The sequence below is a fragment of the Marinitoga aeolica genome, from assembly GCF_029910535.1.
Lineage (GTDB): Bacteria > Thermotogota > Thermotogae > Petrotogales > Petrotogaceae > Marinitoga > Marinitoga aeolica.
In genome coordinates, this window is the sequence record NZ_CP069362.1 from 2093771 (window position 1) to 2111917 (window position 18147).

At 25.5% G+C, this 18147-nt stretch carries 24 protein-coding genes and 1 tRNA gene; 14 read left to right on the forward strand and 11 right to left on the reverse strand.

Annotated elements, in window-relative coordinates:
• Position 1 precedes the first annotated feature (1 nt).
• From JRV97_RS09860 to JRV97_RS09905, 11 genes are all read left to right on the forward strand, one after another.
• Positions 2-1654 (forward strand): sigma 54-interacting transcriptional regulator, encoded by a 1653-nt coding sequence (locus JRV97_RS09860; protein WP_280998472.1) that lies wholly within the window; start codon positions 2-4, stop codon positions 1652-1654.
• Positions 1655-1666: 12 nt separating this feature from the next.
• A complete protein-coding gene (gene fliJ, locus JRV97_RS09865; protein WP_280998473.1) occupies positions 1667-2113 on the forward strand; it encodes a flagellar export protein FliJ in 447 nt (148 codons plus the stop codon).
• A gap of 68 nt (positions 2114-2181) precedes the next feature.
• Positions 2182-2258 (forward strand) — tRNA-Cys (locus JRV97_RS09870).
• A gap of 251 nt (positions 2259-2509) precedes the next feature.
• On the forward strand, positions 2510-2653 hold the full coding sequence (locus tag JRV97_RS11655; protein ID WP_407081593.1) for a S24 family peptidase: 144 nt from the start codon (positions 2510-2512) through the stop codon (positions 2651-2653).
• A 170-nt stretch (positions 2654-2823) separates the two neighbouring features.
• A complete protein-coding gene (locus tag JRV97_RS09875) occupies positions 2824-3051 on the forward strand; it encodes a hypothetical protein (protein WP_280998474.1) in 228 nt (75 codons plus the stop codon).
• Between the two features lie 38 nt (positions 3052-3089).
• The gene (locus JRV97_RS09880; protein WP_280998475.1) at positions 3090-3383 is read left to right on the forward strand and encodes a hypothetical protein; all 294 of its coding nucleotides are present in this window, start codon (positions 3090-3092) and stop codon (positions 3381-3383) included.
• Positions 3373-3627 carry a hypothetical protein gene (locus tag JRV97_RS09885; protein WP_280998476.1) on the forward strand — a complete coding sequence of 85 codons (255 nt, stop codon included), beginning with the start codon at positions 3373-3375 and terminating at the stop codon, positions 3625-3627. The genes JRV97_RS09880 and JRV97_RS09885 overlap by 11 nt, the downstream gene beginning before the upstream one ends.
• A complete protein-coding gene (locus JRV97_RS09890) occupies positions 3627-4040 on the forward strand; it encodes a hypothetical protein (RefSeq protein WP_280998477.1) in 414 nt (137 codons plus the stop codon). The genes JRV97_RS09885 and JRV97_RS09890 overlap by 1 nt, the downstream gene beginning before the upstream one ends.
• Before the next feature lie 167 nt (positions 4041-4207).
• Positions 4208-5302, forward strand: coding sequence for a type I restriction endonuclease (locus JRV97_RS09895; RefSeq protein WP_280998478.1), 1095 nt, complete (start codon positions 4208-4210; stop codon positions 5300-5302).
• Positions 5303-5748: 446 nt separating this feature from the next.
• The gene (locus JRV97_RS09900; protein WP_280998479.1) at positions 5749-7230 is read left to right on the forward strand and encodes a ribonuclease H1 domain-containing protein; all 1482 of its coding nucleotides are present in this window, start codon (positions 5749-5751) and stop codon (positions 7228-7230) included.
• Positions 7231-7241: 11 nt separating this feature from the next.
• A complete protein-coding gene (locus tag JRV97_RS09905; protein ID WP_280998480.1) occupies positions 7242-7604 on the forward strand; it encodes a type II toxin-antitoxin system RnlB family antitoxin in 363 nt (120 codons plus the stop codon).
• A gap of 48 nt (positions 7605-7652) precedes the next feature.
• Here JRV97_RS09905 and JRV97_RS09910 read toward each other — a convergent pair whose 3' ends face one another.
• The 3 genes from JRV97_RS09910 to JRV97_RS09920 form a co-directional block, all read right to left on the reverse strand.
• A complete protein-coding gene (locus JRV97_RS09910; protein WP_280998481.1) occupies positions 7653-8168 on the reverse strand; it encodes an IS3 family transposase in 516 nt (171 codons plus the stop codon).
• 118 nt (positions 8169-8286) lie between these two features.
• A complete protein-coding gene (gene istB, locus JRV97_RS09915) occupies positions 8287-9054 on the reverse strand; it encodes an IS21-like element helper ATPase IstB (RefSeq protein WP_280998482.1) in 768 nt (255 codons plus the stop codon).
• Positions 9051-9218, reverse strand: a complete 168-nt coding sequence (locus JRV97_RS09920) for a hypothetical protein (protein ID WP_280998483.1) — start codon at positions 9216-9218, stop codon at positions 9051-9053. The genes istB and JRV97_RS09920 overlap by 4 nt, the downstream gene beginning before the upstream one ends.
• A 71-nt stretch (positions 9219-9289) precedes the next feature.
• On the opposite strand from JRV97_RS09920, the gene JRV97_RS09925 reads away from it, so the two are divergent.
• Both JRV97_RS09925 and JRV97_RS09930 read left to right on the forward strand, forming a co-directional pair.
• Positions 9290-9694 (forward strand): transposase, encoded by a 405-nt coding sequence (locus tag JRV97_RS09925; RefSeq protein WP_280997950.1) that lies wholly within the window; start codon positions 9290-9292, stop codon positions 9692-9694.
• A 17-nt stretch (positions 9695-9711) separates the two neighbouring features.
• Positions 9712-10686 carry an IS3 family transposase gene (locus tag JRV97_RS09930; protein ID WP_280997953.1) on the forward strand — a complete coding sequence of 325 codons (975 nt, stop codon included), beginning with the start codon at positions 9712-9714 and terminating at the stop codon, positions 10684-10686.
• Here JRV97_RS09930 and istA read toward each other — a convergent pair.
• The 3 genes from istA to JRV97_RS09945 form a co-directional block, all read right to left on the reverse strand.
• Complete coding sequence (istA, locus tag JRV97_RS09935) at positions 10630-12066, reverse strand: IS21 family transposase (RefSeq protein WP_320415415.1); 1437 nt, start codon at positions 12064-12066, stop codon at positions 10630-10632. The genes JRV97_RS09930 and istA overlap by 57 nt on opposite strands.
• Before the next feature lie 114 nt (positions 12067-12180).
• The gene (locus JRV97_RS11620) at positions 12181-12606 is read right to left on the reverse strand and encodes an IS3 family transposase (protein WP_320415416.1); all 426 of its coding nucleotides are present in this window, start codon (positions 12604-12606) and stop codon (positions 12181-12183) included.
• A complete protein-coding gene (locus JRV97_RS09945) occupies positions 12570-13271 on the reverse strand; it encodes a transposase (protein ID WP_280998487.1) in 702 nt (233 codons plus the stop codon). Before JRV97_RS09945 ends, JRV97_RS11620 begins: the two co-directional genes overlap by 37 nt.
• 360 nt (positions 13272-13631) lie before the next feature.
• Here JRV97_RS09945 and JRV97_RS09950 point away from each other — a divergent pair, with 360 nt between their 5' ends.
• Positions 13632-14228: a LysE family translocator gene (locus JRV97_RS09950; protein ID WP_280998489.1), complete on the forward strand. Its 597-nt coding sequence runs from the start codon at positions 13632-13634 to the stop codon at positions 14226-14228.
• 38 nt (positions 14229-14266) lie between these two features.
• Here the strand turns inward: JRV97_RS09950 and JRV97_RS09955 are convergent, their stop codons facing one another.
• The 5 genes from JRV97_RS09955 to JRV97_RS09975 form a co-directional block, all read right to left on the reverse strand.
• Positions 14267-15193, reverse strand: coding sequence for a magnesium transporter CorA family protein (locus JRV97_RS09955; protein ID WP_280998491.1), 927 nt, complete (start codon positions 15191-15193; stop codon positions 14267-14269).
• A gap of 147 nt (positions 15194-15340) precedes the next feature.
• The gene (locus JRV97_RS09960; RefSeq protein WP_280998493.1) at positions 15341-16168 is read right to left on the reverse strand and encodes a metal ABC transporter permease; all 828 of its coding nucleotides are present in this window, start codon (positions 16166-16168) and stop codon (positions 15341-15343) included.
• Complete coding sequence (locus tag JRV97_RS09965) at positions 16161-16901, reverse strand: metal ABC transporter ATP-binding protein (RefSeq protein WP_280998495.1); 741 nt, start codon at positions 16899-16901, stop codon at positions 16161-16163. Before JRV97_RS09965 ends, JRV97_RS09960 begins: the two co-directional genes overlap by 8 nt.
• Entirely contained in the window at positions 16894-17280 is a 387-nt protein-coding gene (locus JRV97_RS09970) for a Fur family transcriptional regulator (RefSeq protein WP_280998497.1), read from the reverse strand. Before JRV97_RS09970 ends, JRV97_RS09965 begins: the two co-directional genes overlap by 8 nt.
• 4 nt (positions 17281-17284) lie before the next feature.
• Positions 17285-18139: a metal ABC transporter substrate-binding protein gene (locus tag JRV97_RS09975; protein ID WP_280998499.1), complete on the reverse strand. Its 855-nt coding sequence runs from the start codon at positions 18137-18139 to the stop codon at positions 17285-17287.
• Positions 18140-18147 lie beyond the last annotated feature (8 nt).

Below are 18147 nucleotides of genomic sequence, written 5' to 3' on the forward strand. Positions count from 1 at the left end.
AGTGAATAATGAAGAAATGATTATGAGGATTCTTGATGATATCCAGGAAGCGGTTATGTTGATTAATTCAAGCGAGGAAATTATATTTCTGAATAATTCAGCTTCTAAGATATTAAATATTCCAAAGGAGAAAGCACTATATACTAAAGTTACAGATACAGTGACAGATACAAGATTACATATTGTATTAAAAACTGGAATACCGGAATTAGATAGAATTCAAAATCTTGGAAAAAAAATTATAGTAACTTCAAGATTCCCTATAAGAGATGAAAATGATGAAATAATTGGGGCAGCTGCTATTTTTAGAGATGTTACAAGTATTCAAAAATTAGCTGAGGAAGTTACCAATTTGCGAGAATTAGATTCTCTTTTAAGAGCTATCATTGATTCAACCTATGATGCTATATCTGTTGCTGATGAAGAAGGAAGAATTGTTATGGTAAACAAGGCGTATACCAAAGTAACAGGTCTCACTCCTAAAGAAGTAATAGGAAAATTAGCAACATATGATATTGCAGAAGGTCATGAAAGTATGCATATTAGATGTGCAAGAGAGAAGAAGCCAATATTAAATGTAAAAACAAAATTATCCACAAATAAAAAAGAGGTACTAATTAATGTAAATCCTATATTTGTAAAAGGTGAATTTAAAGGAAGTGTAGGGGTTATTCATGACATTTCTGAAATTGAAAGATTACTTAGAGAACTTGAAGCAACAAAAAGACTTTTGAAAAAAGACGAGGCTAAATATACATTTGAAGATATTGTGGCTGAATCTGAAATAATGAAAAATGTTATTTTTCAAGCCAAAAAAGCAGCAAATACAAATGTAAATATTTTATTGTATGGTGAACCTGGTGTTGGAAAAGAGATATTAGCTCAGGCTATTCATAATTATAGTAAGAGAAGAGATTATCCCTTTATTTCGACTAATTTATTGCTTCAGGATGAAAAGAAACAATTGGAAAATTTATTTGAAAATAAGGAAAACTTGCTTTCAATGTCAGAAAATGGAACTTTATTTATAGATAACGCTCATTTAATGAGTCCAAAGGTTCAAGAATTAATGTTAGAGCTTTTGAATGAAGGAAGAGTGTATTATAAAAATAAAAAAATAACATTATCAGGAAAAATAATTTTTGCTACTCCAGAAAATTTAAAAGAATTAATGTCTATAGGTAAATTTTCAAGAAATTTATACTATAAAATGTCAGTTGTAACAATAGAAGTTCCAGCTTTACGAGAAAGGAAAGAAGATATACCAAAGATGGCAAAACAGGTGTTACATATATTGAATCAAAAACATGAAAAGGTGGTATATGATTTTTCAGAAGATGCTATAAAAATTTTAGAAGATTATGATTGGCCAGGAAATATAAGAGAATTAGAAAATGTTTTGGATAGAGTTTTAATGAATATGAGTCAATCAGATACTATTATTACATCAATGCATTTGCCAGATTTAAAGGTTATGGATATAGAAAAAAATGAATTAAAGGGAACACTTAAGGAATTGTTGGATGAATATGAAAAATATATTATAATAGAAACTTTAAAAACATGTCAAGGTAATAAAACAGCAGCAGCAAAAAAATTAGGATTAACAGTAAGAAATTTATATTATAAGCTTGAAAAATTAGGATTAAAATAATATGGTGAGTATATGAGATTTCATTTTAATCTTGAAAGATTAAAAAATTTGAAAGAACGTCTTGAAGAAGATGCAAAAAGAATATTTTTAGAAGCTACTGCTGAGAGAATAAAAGCAGAACAAGATCTTATTGATATCAATGAGAAAATAAAAATAGAAAATAAAAATTTTATATATCAAATTTCTAATAATTTAGTATCTATTCAAGAAATACAACAGTGGAGATCTTATTTAGAATCTTTAGAGAAAGAAAGAATAAAATTAGGAGAAATATATAGAGAAAAGATGGCAATTGAAGAGGAAAAAAGGAAAAAATATTTAGAAGCACGTAAAGAAAGGATTATATTAGAAAAATTAAAAGAAAGGAAGTTTGAAGAATATAAAATAGAATTTCAACGAGAAGAAAATAGAAATTTGGATGAAATAGGAATTCAAATGTTCTATAGAAAAGAAGAATAATTTTAAACAAATTTTATCTTTTCTTCCATATACCTTAATATATTATATGGTATAATAAACACGGTTAAGGCAACGTAGCCAAGGGGCCTAAGGCGGCGGTCTGCAAAATCGCTATTCGTGGGTTCAAATCCCACCGTTGCCTCCATTCTATACCCTGCAACATGAGATTGTATGTTTGGAGTATATACCGGTTTGAAAATCCCCCGTTAATTCGGGGGATTTTGTTTTATATAGTATATTTTAATAATTTTTGTTATAGTGCCCTGATATATTTATTGTTTAACTATATGTTGAAAAAAATAATATTTTGTTATATAATTAATTAAAACATATTAAGGATATTTTATGGAGTTACGTTTAAAAAATGAGGATATTGTTGTTGTTTTATAACAACCTATATTAGAAAATAGAGAAATAGGTGCAATTATTATCAATGGAAATGGAGGAGTAGTTAAAAAATATTATAAAGGCGACAATGCTATAACATTAATAAGTCTTAATGAAAAACATCCGCCAATAATAATTCCAAAAAGAAATTAGAATAGAGTACTTGTTATTGGTAAAGTAGTAGGAAAATATGAAAGATGGGAATAAGTATCCTTTTTTACAATATTTAACGTTAATTAATTATTCCTTATTTTTAAAAATTTTATTATCAAAAAAGATATTAAAAGTGTATAATATATGTATATAGTAGGGGATGGATACATGTGAATAGTGATTTAGAATTTTGGGATTCAGAAATTGTTTTATTATGCTATCATGGAACTTCTAAAGAAAATGCCGAAAAAATACGAACTAATAATGAATGGAAAGCATCTGAACCTGAAATTGAATGGTTGGGCAAAAAGGTATATATTTTATGGAAAATAATAGGTTTTGGACTTGTACATGGGCAGAGAATGGAAAACATCATTATAAGAATCCATATGTTTTAAAAGTTTTTCTTAAACTTAAGCGGTATGAACTATTTGATATGTCATATGATAAATGGTTTCGATTTTTTGAATTTGTAAGAGATGAAATGATAAAAACTGGGAAAATTAAAAGTAATGAAAAAACGGATGGAAAAGTAATTGATTACATTATAAATAAATTTGCTAAAAAAGGTAAAAAGATAAAAGCTATTAAAAATTATTTAAGTTACAGTTTTAAATTCCCATCAAATTTTAGTAATATACAAATTCAAATATGTGTTAAAGATTTAGATATAATTACTATAGATTCAATTGAATCGTGTGAAAAGAGGAGGGAAGAACATGCTATTTGATAAACTTCCATTTGAAATGGATTTCGAGGAAATGGAGAAGGAAATTAAAAACTATTTTAAAAACGTTGAAAAAAATGAATTGTTGTATGATTTAATAGAAGCTGGGTTTGAACCAGAAGAATTAAATCTTGATTATTTTTTTAACGAAACTATATCAAAAAAGGAAACTACATCTAATGTTTCTTTTATTAATTTAGATTTAAAAAGCCCGGATAATAAAAATGATATCGGGAGGGCAGCTTAATGAGTGAAAAATTAATGTCTAGCGATTTTTTTTTTGATAAGTATAAAATAAATAAATTTAATTTTACTCACAAAAAAAGTGATTCAAAAAAAGTAAATTTTGTTGCTTCTCTGGAAAAGACTGAATTTAAAAAAACTAATAAATCAAAAGACTCTCAAAAAGGGACTTTAACGGTTGGTTTTAAAATTGTAGGGAAAAACGATAAAACCGAAGAAGTTTCAATTTATATTGAAGCTACAGGATATTTTTCTGCAAAATTTGAAGACGAAGAAAAATTTGAAAGATTTTGTAAATTTAATGGTTTGATAAATCTTTTGAATGTAATACGTAGTTATATTATTTCGGTAACTTCTCAAACAGGACACCCCACAGTAATTATGCCTTTAATAAATATTCCTGCTTCTTTAAAATAAATTTTTTAATACTTTTTATTTCTATATTTGGAGCTGATTTTTATGTTTAATAAAAATATACATCTAAATTCAATAGTAATAGTATGAATCAAACGAGGCCTTTGAGGTCTCGTTTTTTTAATTAATCAAGCGACCGATATATTAATTTTGAAATAGGAGGGGATGGTATGGAATTATTTGAAGAATTAAAAAAGTTAGCTAAAAAGGTTGAGGATTTAAAGGATAAAGTTCAAAATAATGAGGAAGCTACAAAAACAGCATTTATTATGCCATTTTTTGAATTATTAGGTTATGATACACGAAATCCTTTAGAATTTGTTCCTGAATATACAGCAGATATTGCAAATAAGAAAGGTGAAAAAGTAGATTATGCGATTTTAATCGATGAAGAACCTCAAATATTAATTGAAGCTAAAGCATGTAATGAAAAATTAGATAAACATGATGCACAACTAATGAGATACTTTAATGTGACAAATGCAAAAATTGCAATATTAACAAACGGAATAATATATAAATTCTTTACCGATTTAGATGAACCAAATAAAATGGATGAACGTCCATTTTTGGAAATAAACATTTTAGATTTAAAAGAAGCTCAAATTGCTGAATTAAATAAATTTTCTAAAAATAATTTTGATTCAGAAAAAATAATGGTTTCCGCAGAAAATTTAAAATATTCAAATGCTATAAAAAATTATATAAAAAGACAATTCGATAATCCGGACGATGATTTCGTAAAATTAATTCTTAGCCAAATATATAATGGTCAAAAAACTAAAAAAGCAATAGAAAAATTTAAAGATCCTATAAAAAAGGCATTAAATCAAATATTAAATGAATTAGTAAGAAATAGATTAGAAGACGCTTTAAAAAATAATTCTAAAGAAGAAAAAGAAGAAAATCTAGAAGAAGATAATACAGAAGAAGTTTCAGATGATGTAAATTCTGGTATTGTAACTACTGAAGAAGAGTTACAAGCATTTTATATGATACAAGGAATTCTTACAGAATTTGTTGATGATCCAGAACGAATAAGTTATAAAGATACAAAAAGCTATTTTGGGATATTATTAGATGGCAAAGTAACTAATTGGATATGTCGTTTAGTTCTAAAATCTAATAGTAAATTTATTATATTCCCAAAAAACAAAAGTGATGAATCCGGAAATAAAGAAGGAGAAAAGATAAAAATAGAGAAACTTTCTGAAATATATAGTTTAAAAGATAAATTTATTGAGAGTTTGAAAAATTTATTATAAGAAGGTAAAATAATGAAAAATATCATATTTATAATTTTGATATTTATAATTTCCTTATGGGGAACAGAAACTTTTATTACTATGAATAATTCTAATTAAATTTTTGAATTAACAATGTAAAATTTACTGGTTCTTTTCAATTTTCTCCAGAACCCTATAAAAAATATATATTAGCAATCTATGCTCCCAATATAAAGAAAAACGTAGATTTTGGGTTCATATTGAAAACTATCTCGTCATTAACAATGTGGAAGATAGAAAGAGAAAGTGAAGAGTATAAAAAATTAATCAATTATATTAAGCAATTCAACTAATACGGGGGGATTTGATGAGTGATGAAATTATAAAAATTATTTTTCACTATCTAAAAGATTGAAAAATTTCTATGCATTATATTTTGAATGTAATAATATTATATATTCCAATATCAAAAAGGAGGTCGTTTAATGTCGAAAAAGAAATATTATGCTGTAAAAAAGGGAAGAAAAACTGGAATATATGAGAATTGGGAAGATGCTAATAAACAAGTAAATGGGTTTCGTGGAGCAGAATATAAAAGTTTTTCTTCTCTTGAAGATGCAAAAGAATATATGGGATTGGAAAATAAAAAAATAAAATCTACAAACTTTAATAATAATCAAAATAAAGTTATTGCATATGTTGATGGCAGCTATAATGATAAAGAAAAGATTTATGGTTCTGGTGTTTATATTATTCATAATGGAGTTGAAAAAGAATTTTATAAATATGGAAAAGATGCAAATTTTATTAACACAAGAAATGTTGTCGGTGAGATAATAGCAACTTTATTAGCTTTAGAATATGCAAAAAACAAAAATGCTATAGAAATTGATATACATTATGATTATGACGGAATAAAAAAATGGGCTGTAGAAGAATGGAAAACAAAAAGTGATATTGCAAAAATCTATAAAATGAAATTGGAAGAATATAAGAAATATTTAAGCATTAATTTTTATAAAGTTAAATCACATACAAATAATCCCGGAAATACAAAAGCTGATGAATTAGCAAAAAAAGCAATTGATGAAATGACAAATAAAATAGAATTTGATATTTCTTTATATGATAATATTGATAGAATAAAAAAATATGCCAATAATATCAATTTCAAATTTGAAAATTTTAAAATTGAGGATTTTAAATTATTAAAAAAATTATTAAGTGATAATTTTGAAGTCGAAAATATAGAAACACAAAATTCTATAGATAGTTTCAAAGCCAAAAGCAATATTTTTAATACTCATTTAAAAATAATTTTATACAAAACAAATACGTTAACAATTCAAGGAAAAGCACATGATGTATTTATTATTGTTCAAGAATTTCTTTCAAAATATAAAAATTATATAGAAATTCTTCAGCTTAATGAAGAATATTTTGGTACAAATATTAAAGAAACTGAAAGTGAGTTTGAAACTATAATGAACAATTTATCTAATTTTTTTACAATTGAAATTAAAAACCTATTATTTACAGCTTATTTAATTACCAAACAAAATAAAGAGGTTGAATTAAACAATACTTCATATAAGTTTGATTACTCTTTCTATTTAATGCCAATAATGAGAGTTTTAGAAGCTTTTTTACGTTCTATAATATGTGATAAATATAGAATTAATTGTAAAAAGGATTCATTTCAAGGAGTTTTCGAAAAAAATAATGAGGACTTAAAATATTGTTTTACAGATGTAGCTAGAAACAAAATTAACAATTTCGAAATTGAAAATGCTTTAGAAAAATGCTATAATTTTTACCACAAAAGGCATAAATATGCTCATGCAAAAAACAATTTTGCTCAAACTAAAACCATAACTGACTCGGATAAAGTTAATGAATTTATAATAGAAGGAATTAAATTAATAAAAGATACATACGATATATATATAAATAATAAAAAAATATAGAGGTGAATGCTATGGAACCGTTCAAAATAATAAAGATTAAAAATGAAAAATATGAATTTATGATATTATCTATTTCATATATTAATCCTTTTGATGAACTTGAAAAAATCGAAAAAAAGCTAAAAAAGAAGAACTATAAAGGTTATGTTATATTCGATCTTTATCTATCACATGCAAATAATGATTATAGATTTGCGGAAGGATATTTTAATGGCGAACATTTTGTAAAATCTGAATTCAAGTGGTTATCAAAAGCTAATGAAAATATAAAGAAAATATCTAATAAGTTTTTTTATACTCATCCTGAATACATTGATAATAGTTTGTTATCGTCGGTTGATAAATTATATTTAAAAGAAAAAATGTTTATATGATAATCGTTCCTTTATGAACTGACCCTTGTAAAGTAGACACATAATTAATTAAATAAATTGGAGTGCTTGATTTCTGTATTCGATAGGAGTCATGCACTCCAATCTTTTTTGTAACCGCTCTTCATTGTAATATCTAATATACTCCTCAATTTTTTCTTTTAAATCTTCTAAAGATTCAAACTTTTTATCGTAAAACATTTCCGATTTTATTATTCCAAAGAACCCTTCCATTGGGCCATTATCAATACATTTTCCCACTCTTGACATGCTTTGTGTCATTCCTGATTTTTCTAATTTGTCATTAAAGACTCTTGATGTGTATTGAAACCCCCTATCGCTATGAAATATTGGTTTTGCGTTTGGGTATTTTTTTATTGCATTATCAAACATTTTGAATACTAATCTATTATTGTTACTATAGGATATATTGTATTCTATTATTACATTATCGTACAAATCCATTATAGGGCTTAAATATAGTTTCCTTTTTTCTCCAGGTATTGAAAACTCACTTACATCTGTTAGCCATTTTTCATTTGGTTTGTTTTGTATTTTGCAACCCAATAATACTCCAAATTATAATTGAAAAATGGGCCAAAAAAATAAAATGCTGAAGACATCTACTTTTTAAGATTTATTAAATTTTTGTTAATTTTAATCTGTTCTCACTTATTACCTCCAATCATTCTAAAGATTTAATAAATTCTTCAGTTTCCTTTAGCCTATAACTATTCCCATTCATATTTACTAAATATGCTCTGTGAGTTAATCTATCAACCATAGCTGCTGATAATACAGGATCATTAAATATTTCTTCCCATCTATCAAAAGATAAATTGGTTGTTATTATTGTTGACTTTCTTACTGCTCTTGAAGATAATAATGTAAATAATAATTCTGATCCTTCTTTATCAAAAGATATATATCCTAATTCATCACATATTACTAAATCATATTTACCAAATTTATTTTGAAATGATCTTAATGTTTTATTTGATCTAGATTCTTTTAATTGTGTTATTAATAACGGTACTGTTGTAAATAATACTTTGTATCCTTCTAATATAGCTTTTGTTCCTAATCCTATTGCTATATGTGTTTTTCCTGTACCAGGATTTCCAGATAATATAACATTTTGATTATTTCTAATGAAGTCTAATGTTTTTAATATTTTTAATTTTTTTCTTGCATCTTGTGGTAGATATTCTATTTTTAAATCTTCTAAATATTTTTTCTGTGGAAAATTGGCTAATCTTATTCTGCTTTTTAATCTTGAATCTATTAATCTTTCATATTCTTTTTTTAATATTTCATGCAAGAATTTATCATAACTTATTTCTGTTGTATTTGCTTCTGTTATGTATTCCTTATAATGACTTCTTAATCTTGATAATTTTAATTCTTTAGAATATAATTCTATTTCTTCATATATTTTGTTAATTTTATTCATTGTATCATCTCATTTAATCTACTTAATTGTTTTCGTGAATATTCTTCTATAATTCCATCATGTTTAATAGTTATTTCTTGAATTTTATTTTCATTTATTAGTTTTATTTTTGCAAAGGATATATTTGTATAATTTAGTTTTTCTATTATTCTTTTCGTAATCACCCCATGGAATATTTGGAGAAAAAATAAGAAAATGATATCATTAAACTAAAGGAATGAAAGGGGTGTTTGGTATGAAAAATAGAAATAAGTATTCTCCTGATTTCAAACTTCAAGTTGTTAAAGAATATCTTAATTCTGATAAGTCTTTATCCGATATTGCTAGTAAGAATGGTATTCCTTCCCCTCATACTTTACATAAATGGGTTAAAAAATATGAAGATTCTGGTTATGATGACAATATCTTCAATTCTAAGAAAGGAAGGCCTAAGTCCATTATTTCTGATATTTCTAAGGTTCCTCCTTTTATTTATGAGTCTGCTGGTATTGTTAAACCTGATAATAATTCCAATGATACTAATTCTTTAAAGAAAAAAATTGAATATTATGAACGTCTTCTTATTGAAAAAGAGTTGCTTATTAAAATGCAAGAAGATGAGATTAACTTTTTGAAAAAAAAACACAACTGGAAAAAGTGACTTTTATTGGTAATCTTTTGATTGTTTTTAAATATAGAGATTTTGGTGTTTCTACTTCTTTTTTACTCAATCGTTATAACATTAGTTCCAGTTCTTTTTATTATAATACCAGGTTGTTTTTTGTTGTTAAAAGAACCAGAAAGTCTTATTTTAAAGGTCATTCCTATACTGCTGACGGTAAAAAAGTTTCTGATGATTATATTAAACAATTGCTTGTTGATTTGTTATCTATTGATGACCCTTTGAATCCTGAGTTCTTTTACAAAACTCTTGGTTCTAAGAAGTTAGCTGCTATTTTTAGACACAAGTATAATATTATTATTAATCACAAAAAGATTCATAGATTAAGAAAAGAATTAAATCTTATTAGAAATTATCGTCATCATCCAAAACATCCTAAAAGAAGACCTAAAAATCACGATATTACCAGACCTAATCAATACTGGGAATCAGATATTAAATTTATCCCCACTAAATATGATGGTTATATCGCAATACTTACTATAATCGATAGTTTTGATAGGGCTGTTGTTGGTGTTTATATTGGTAATTCTATTAAAGCTAAAGATTTTATTTCAACTTTAAGAAAAGCTATTAATTTTAGAGGTGCTACTCCTGATAATCTCATTATTAGGACAGATAATGGACCACAATTTAAAGCTAAAATTACTGCTGCTTTTATGGATGAATTAAATATTATTCATGAATTTGGTTACAAAAATAATCCTAATTCTCAAGCTTATATTGAATCTTTTCATTCTAGTGTTCAACGTGAATTTGTTGAATCTATTGAATTTGAACATATTGATGATGTTTATAATTACTATATTTCATACATTTATTTTTACAATAATTTAAGGCCTCACGGTTCTTTAAATTATTTTACTCCTGATTTTGTTTTTAATCTTTTTTCTAATCAAGATATTGATTCTAACTTAGACGAAATTAAATCTATTAAATTTAATGATTTTATTGTTTGTGTGAAAAAATGAGTTTTCCTTATTTATTCTCCAATATCCAGGGGGCAAGCCGCTTTTTATTTCATTTAAATCAATTTTATTTTTATGCATATATTCTAATAGCATTATGAAATCTCTTGGATTTGTGATAAAATACCTATTGTATATGTCTTTTATTTCTTGTGGTGCCTGATGCATTGCTAAGCTATTATGTAATGCACCAGGCTTTCTTTTTAGCGTATTGATATAATGTTCTATATTTATTGACCATTTGTTTATTCCATATATTCTTTTATGAATAGCAATAGGTTTTTCATCATATATTACTATTTTTTCTGGATACAATTTTACTTTTAACCATTTATCTGTATATTCAACAGGTACAGAATATCTACAATTATTTACGGTTATAGTTGAATATTTATCTACATATACTTCCTTAATTATTGAATATTCATATTTTGGTGGTTTTTTAAATAGATATTCTTTTTCTTTTTTGAATTCTTCAGCAGGAGTATTAGGATTTTTCATATTTTCATTTATATATCTTAGTCTTAATTCAAGAAATTCATTTGCTTTTTCTAAAGTATCAAATTCATATTTTATTGAAAACACCCTTTGTTTTATAACATTTACACTTTTCTCCACATGACCTTTTTCGTTTGGTTTTCTTACATTACAAAATCTTATATCAAAATTATAATATGTTGATAACTTCATCAAATCATCTGTTATTTCTCTTTTATTCCTTCCAACAAACTTTTTTATTGCAACTTTCATATTGTCATATACTATGATTTTATTTACACCGCCAATATGATCAAAAAACTTCACATGTGAGTCTATGAAACTCTCCATATTTTGTTTTTGATACAAATATGCATATCTGTAATTACTATATGCAAAAGTAAATACTGCAGCCTGTATATTTTTCATTACTCCATTTATTTCTAGTTTAATTTCACCCCAATCAAATTCAACTATATCTCCAGGTATATATCTCTGTTTTATATATGCTTCTTTTGACTTTTTAGAACTAATTTTTCTTACTAAATTATATATTGTTCCTGAACTAATTTCATATCCTTCATTTCTTATTATTTCATACATTTGGCTTACTGGCATTATTTGTTTTCTCAAACCTTTCTTTCTCTTTGTTTCGTTTGCTTCTACTAATTCTTGAATTCTCAACATTAGCTCTTCTGTGACTTTTCTAGGTTTTCTATTTGATGTATCGTATTTCGGTTTACCTGCTATTTTCTCTATTATCTCTTCATTTATTCCATCTTGATTTTTATATTCTTCAAATGCTTCTTCATATTCTTTTACATATTTCCCTACTGTCTTTCTATTTATCCCTAATATCCTACTAATTTCTCGTTGTGACTTTCCTTCTCTAAAATACATATATATTACTCTTCTTTTTTAGTCCATACTGATCATCCTTTCTCAACTCCTCTCATCTTGAGAAGAGTATATCATTTTTTTATCAGTGGACCATTTTTCAATTTCATTCATGGGGTACTTTTAGTATACAAAATACAGTTTGTTTGATTTGAAATTTCTATTTAAGATGTTTTCTTTTGTATAATTATTTGATCTTTTTCTATTAATTTTTTTCTTTCTAATTCTTGATTTTATTTTTAAGTATTTCATTAATCTATGTATATATTTTTCTGAATAATTCATATGATTATATCTATTAATATACATTGTCATTCTTCTATACCCAAGTCTTCCATCATGAGCTACATTATATTCTATTATCAATTGACATAATAATTCATCTATTTTTTCTTTTTCTGGTTTTTCTCTTTTTTGATTTTTATAATACGAACTTCTAGATATTCCTAGTATTTTGCATATTGTATTTACTGCATAACCTTTTTTTGAATATTCTTCTACTAATTTATATTCTAATATTTGTCGTACTTTTGATAATGTTTTTCTAATTTCTCTTTTTTTTTAAGTATTTCTATTTCCAATTCTCTAAATTTCCTTAATTCTCTTTCTTTTTTTAATTCATACTTTAATCGTTCTACTTCAGATAATGAATCTAAATCAATTTTTTTAGGTCCTCTTCTTTTATCCTTTAATCCTTCTTCTCCGTGCTTTAAATACAATTTAGTCCATTTATATACATTGGCATAATTTATACCGTATCTAATCGCTGCTTCTTTATAATTCATATTATTTTCTATTACCCATTTTACTATTTCTAATCTTTCTTCGAATAAAACTTTTCTTGATTTCATGGAATAATTTTCTCCTTTGAAATTATAATTTTTTAGCTCTATTCCATTATAGTATTTTTTTATCCATTTATGTATAACAGATTCATTAATATTATACATACTTGATAATTCTCTCGATGTATATATACCTTCTATATATTCCTTTACTATCGATAATTTAAATTCTTTGCTATATACATTATTTCTTTTCCTTTCTTCAAATGCCTTTTCACCATGTATTTTGTATATGTAATACCAACTTAAAACTGTATTTTTATAACATCCTATTTCTTTACCTATACTTTCAAAACTTCCTTTTCCTAACATATAATCTTTACATGCTTGTATTTTTATTTCTTTGCTAAATTTCCTCCTTTTATCCATTAAAAAATCCCTCCTAGTAGTTCAGTGTTTTTTTATTAATTACACTGTCTACTTTGGAGGGAGCATTTCATTATATATATGGAGCGATTTTTTTATATTACATTATTACAAAAATGTAATATAATATACGTAGCAAATGGATAACTTATGTTAAATCATTAAAAAATTAATATTTTGCATCACTTCAAGAGAAAATCATTAAAATGATTCTGAGGTGATGCGAATGAGTATAATACGTGGTATATATCTGGGAAATTACTAAAACAAAAAATAATTTGTTGCCTCCATAACTCCCGGTTTATTCGGGAGTTTTTATTTTTTTATGGTATAATATTGAAAATGGAATTAAGGGGGGGTTATATGGATTGGTTAGCTTTTTTGTCTTTTACTTTTGTAGCTGTAATTACACCAGGTCCTAATAATATTCTTTCAATGGCAAATTCTAATAAATTTGGATATAAAAAAACTATACCTTTTTTATTAGGAGTTACAGTAGGGTTTGGATTTTTAGTTTTGTTTAGCGGTTTGTTTAATAAAGTGTTGTTTGAGATAATGCCTAAAATCCGCGTTGTTATAGGTATTATAGGTTTTATATATATGCTTTATTTAGCGTATGTTTTATTAAAAAGTTCAAATCATAGTAATGAAAAAGAAGAAGTTTTGAGTTCCGCATCTTTTAAAACAGGAGTTATAATGCAATATATAAATCCCAAGGCAATATTATTTTCTATTACTGTCACTGGTAATTTTATAGTTCCAGCCTATGATTCTGTTTTTATGCTGGTCATTATGTCTATTTTTTTAGGAGTTGTAGCTTATTTTGGAACATCAGCTTGGGCTTTAATGGGAAGTATTTTAAAAATGTTCTTATCTAAATATGAAAAAGTTTTTAATGTAATAATGTCTCTTTTATTGGTATATACAGCTATATCAATATTAAGTTCTGTATTTCATTAAAAAAGAACTTCCTAAATTGGAAGTTCTTTTTTAAAATATTAAAGCCATTTTTTCCCTTTAAACCATAAGTAAGTCATTATCATAATTACTATTGAAGATATAATAATATTTACATATATCAAAGGATTTTGTTGAAACGGGAGTTTTACATTCATTCCATAAAAGCTTGTTAATATTGTAGGAACTTGAAGTAGGATGGTAACAACTGTTAATATTTTCATGACAATATTCAAATTATTTGAAATAACAGATGCATAAGCATCCATCATACCAGATAAAATATTGCTATATATATTCGTCACTTCGATTGCCTGTCTATTTTCAATCAAAGTATCTTCTAATAGCTCTTCATCATCTTCATAAAGTTCTAATACTTTACCTTTTAACAGCTTTTCCATCATAATTTCGTTTGATCTTAAAGATGTAGTGAAGTACACTAAACTTTTCTCAAGATACATTAATGTTTCAAGCTCATTATTTTTCATGGATTTATGCAACTCTTCTTCTACTAAATCTATGGTTTTATTAATTTCTTTCAAATAATCAAGAAATAACTTGGCATTTTTAAAAAATATTTGGAAAATCATCTTGCTTTTTTTGTGTGGATTTAACAAACTTGTTTCTATCATTTTTTCTATAAAATCAATTTCCTGCTTCATGGATAATAATATATAATTTTTCCCAATAATTATACCTAATGAAACGGTTTTATAAGGGATTTTTTCGTCTTCTTCATTTCTCATAGGAACCTTTAAAATTAATAAAATTGTATCTTCATCAATTTCTATACGTGCTCTTTCATCTTCGTCCAGAGAATCAGTTATAAAATCAGGGTCGAAATTTAATAAACTTGAAAGCATATGAATCTCATCTGCCGATGGATTTACTACCTTTATAAGTGCATCTTGAGAAAAGCTTTTTGCCTCCACTAGTTTGTGTTCTACTCTGCTATAAAATTTTACCATATTATCTCCTCCTTTTCTTTGTTATGGCGGTCTAGACAACGGATCTTCGCTGCAACTAAAATAATCCATAAAATTCACCTCTCTTTAAATTGGGTTTCTAAGTAATTATATCATATAATGTAAGCTTTTTTCATAATCATAATTATTTTAACTATGTTTTTTAACAAACGTTTTGTTTTTTATGTAATTAATAAGATATGATATTAAAAATAAAGAAAATAATGTAACAACAATAGAAGGACCTGGTGGAATATTAAAAAGATACGCAATAATGATTCCAAAAAAACCTGAGAAAATACCAGATAGACTTGAAATAAGTATCATTTGATTTAAAGATTTTGCAAATAGTTTTCCTATAACTCCAGGTGTTATAAGCAATGAAGTAACTAAAATAATTCCTATAATTTTTACTGAAGTTACTACAACTATAGATACAATAATTAAAAATATAAAGTTGATTAAATTAATGGGAACACCAAAGTTTTTTGCCATTCTGGGATTATAAGAATAATATTTTAGTTCTTTATTAAATAGAATTATAAACAAAAGAATAGTTATAGAAACAATGCTTAAAATTTTTACATCGTCAGCATTAACCATTAAAATATCACCAAATAAATAACTTGTAAGTTCTGGTGTGTATCCAGGTTTTAAATATAAAAATATAACACCTAAAGCCATTGAAAATGATAGTAACATTCCAATTACACTATTTTCATTTACTTTTTCTTTTTTACTGATGAAATAAATCACCATACCAAATAATATAGCTGTTATAATGCTTATTAAATCAATATTTAAATCAAGCAAGATAGCTAAAGCAATACCGCCAAATGCAGTATGGGCAGCACCTTCTCCAATAAATTCCATTTTCTTTAAAACAATGTAGTTGGAAAGCAAAGAAGCGCTGAAACTTGCTAAAATTGCTGCTAATATGGCGTAAATCATAAAATCATATGATAATAGTTCAATCATTTCTGCTCACCACTTTTATTGGTTTATTTATATGTACTAAAAGTTCTAATTCTTCTGAGTATATCTTTCTTAAATCTTCACTTGTCATATCAATAGCATTTTTATGGCAATGAAGTGTTTTATTTAGGCACATAACGGTATTGGCTTTTTTTACTACCATTGATATATCGTGACTTACCAGAATTATTGTCATACCTTTTTTATTAAGTTCTTCTAAAATACCGTATATTTTTATTTGGGCTTTGCTATCTACACCAGCTTCTGGTTCATCAAGGATTAAAATATCTGGATCACTAATTAAAGCTCTTGCAAGACTTAATCTTTGATATTCTCCACCTGAAAGTTTCCCAACATTTCTGTTATACAGATAGTCTATTCCAAGCATTTTCATTATATTTTTTGCCTTTTCATAATGTTCTTTCTTATATTTTCTAAATAAGCCAACATTTTTATAAATTCCCATTAAAACAACTTCGTAAGCTCTTATAGGAAAAGATCTATCGAATTCATCTTTTTGAGGGACATATCCAATTTTCCCTTTTATTTCAATTTTGCCATTATAATTTTCAATTTCGCCTATTAATATTTTTATAAGTGTAGATTTTCCAGCTCCATTAGGCCCTATAATTCCAACAAAATCGTTTTTATAAATATCAAAATTGATAAATTTTAATATTTCATTGTTTTCAACTTTATAATTTAAATTTTTTACAGAAATTATTTTTTCACGCATTTTTTCCACCTTCTTTTTTTTGGCAATCACTACATATACCTTCAAAATATAAAATATGGTCTGTTATCTTAAAATTCATGTTGTTTTCAATATAAGCTTTATATTGCTTTTCAAAACACAAATTTAAACTTTCAAACTTTTTGCATTTTATGCAATATATAAAATGAGCATGCCCCTTCGGTTTATAATAATAGGTTATTTTGTCTGAAAAAACTATGGATTTTAATATATGCTCCTTTTCAAAGAAATTTAAATTTCTATATATAGTTGATAGATCATATTCTCCATTTAAAAGATTATATATTTCTTCGGCATTTAAAGGATAATCAATTTTATCGTATAGTTTTAATATTTCTCTTCTTGTTTTTGTCAATTTCATATTCTCACCTTGTTGTGTTTAAAATATTTAGAAAATTCATCAAGTACAATTCATCTATTGTTTTATAATTATTTCCTAAAGGGTCCAATTCGCCTAAATTTATTTTTAGAGTTTTTGCCAATTTTTCTGCTAATTTTTTATTTAATTGTGGTTCGGAAAATAAAGCCTTTACTTTGTTTTCTTTTGCTAAATCTGCTAATTTTCTCATTTCTGAAATTGAAGGTTCTACACCGGGGGAATTTTCAATTACCCCTGCAATTGAAATATTATATCTTTTTGCGAAATATGGAAATGAATTATGGAAAGTAATAATACTTCCATTAATCTCTCTGGATTTTAATAGTAAATATGCATCTAAAAATTTCAATTTGTCGATTAATATTTCTGCATTTGTTTTATAGATCTCTTTTTTTTCAGGATTAACCCCAATTAATTTATTTAAAATTCCAGGAATTATATAATTATAAACAAAATATGGGTTTAACCATATATGGGGATTATAATTTGTATGTTTATCTTGAGAAGAACCTATTAATTCTTCTTTTGGAATAAAATTAGCGGCATAAATAAAAGGGATGTTTTTTCTTTCTAAATTTGATTTGATTTTATTTATGAATATTTCAGAATTTAATCCATTAAAAATAACTAAATCACTTTTATAAACATTTATGAGATCTTTTGAAGATAAAGAATAGGTATGTGGGCTTTTCCCCGAAGGAACTATAACATGTATCATATCTTCTTTATCAACAATGTCTTTTAAAATCAAATAATATGGATAAATAGAAACAGAAATATTTATGGAATAACCGATAATTCCAATAATTACAAGAGATATCATTAAAATAACCTTTTTCATAAAACCAC

Bases quoted from the DNA above. Each gene is read 5' to 3' on its own strand.
- JRV97_RS09945 (WP_280998487.1), bottom strand. From the start codon at position 13,271: ATGGATAAAAGGAGGAAATTTAGCAAAGAAATAAAAATACAAGCATGT.
- JRV97_RS09950 (WP_280998489.1), top strand. From the start codon at position 13,632: ATGGATTGGTTAGCTTTTTTGTCTTTTACTTTTGTAGCTGTAATTACA.
- JRV97_RS09960 (WP_280998493.1), bottom strand. From the start codon at position 16,168: ATGATTGAACTATTATCATATGATTTTATGATTTACGCCATATTAGCA.
- istB (WP_280998482.1), bottom strand. From the start codon at position 9,054: ATGAATAAAATTAACAAAATATATGAAGAAATAGAATTATATTCTAAA.
- JRV97_RS09905 (WP_280998480.1), top strand. From the start codon at position 7,242: ATGGAACCGTTCAAAATAATAAAGATTAAAAATGAAAAATATGAATTT.
- fliJ (WP_280998473.1), top strand. From the start codon at position 1,667: ATGAGATTTCATTTTAATCTTGAAAGATTAAAAAATTTGAAAGAACGT.
- JRV97_RS09970 (WP_280998497.1), bottom strand. From the start codon at position 17,280: ATGAAATTGACAAAAACAAGAAGAGAAATATTAAAACTATACGATAAA.
- JRV97_RS09965 (WP_280998495.1), bottom strand. From the start codon at position 16,901: ATGCGTGAAAAAATAATTTCTGTAAAAAATTTAAATTATAAAGTTGAA.
- JRV97_RS09880 (WP_280998475.1), top strand. From the start codon at position 3,090: ATGTCATATGATAAATGGTTTCGATTTTTTGAATTTGTAAGAGATGAA.
- JRV97_RS09900 (WP_280998479.1), top strand. From the start codon at position 5,749: ATGTCGAAAAAGAAATATTATGCTGTAAAAAAGGGAAGAAAAACTGGA.
- JRV97_RS09885 (WP_280998476.1), top strand. From the start codon at position 3,373: ATGCTATTTGATAAACTTCCATTTGAAATGGATTTCGAGGAAATGGAG.
- JRV97_RS09895 (WP_280998478.1), top strand. From the start codon at position 4,208: ATGGAATTATTTGAAGAATTAAAAAAGTTAGCTAAAAAGGTTGAGGAT.
- JRV97_RS09925 (WP_280997950.1), top strand. From the start codon at position 9,290: ATGAAAAATAGAAATAAGTATTCTCCTGATTTCAAACTTCAAGTTGTT.
- JRV97_RS09890 (WP_280998477.1), top strand. From the start codon at position 3,627: ATGAGTGAAAAATTAATGTCTAGCGATTTTTTTTTTGATAAGTATAAA.
- JRV97_RS09975 (WP_280998499.1), bottom strand. From the start codon at position 18,139: ATGAAAAAGGTTATTTTAATGATATCTCTTGTAATTATTGGAATTATC.
- JRV97_RS09955 (WP_280998491.1), bottom strand. From the start codon at position 15,193: ATGGTAAAATTTTATAGCAGAGTAGAACACAAACTAGTGGAGGCAAAA.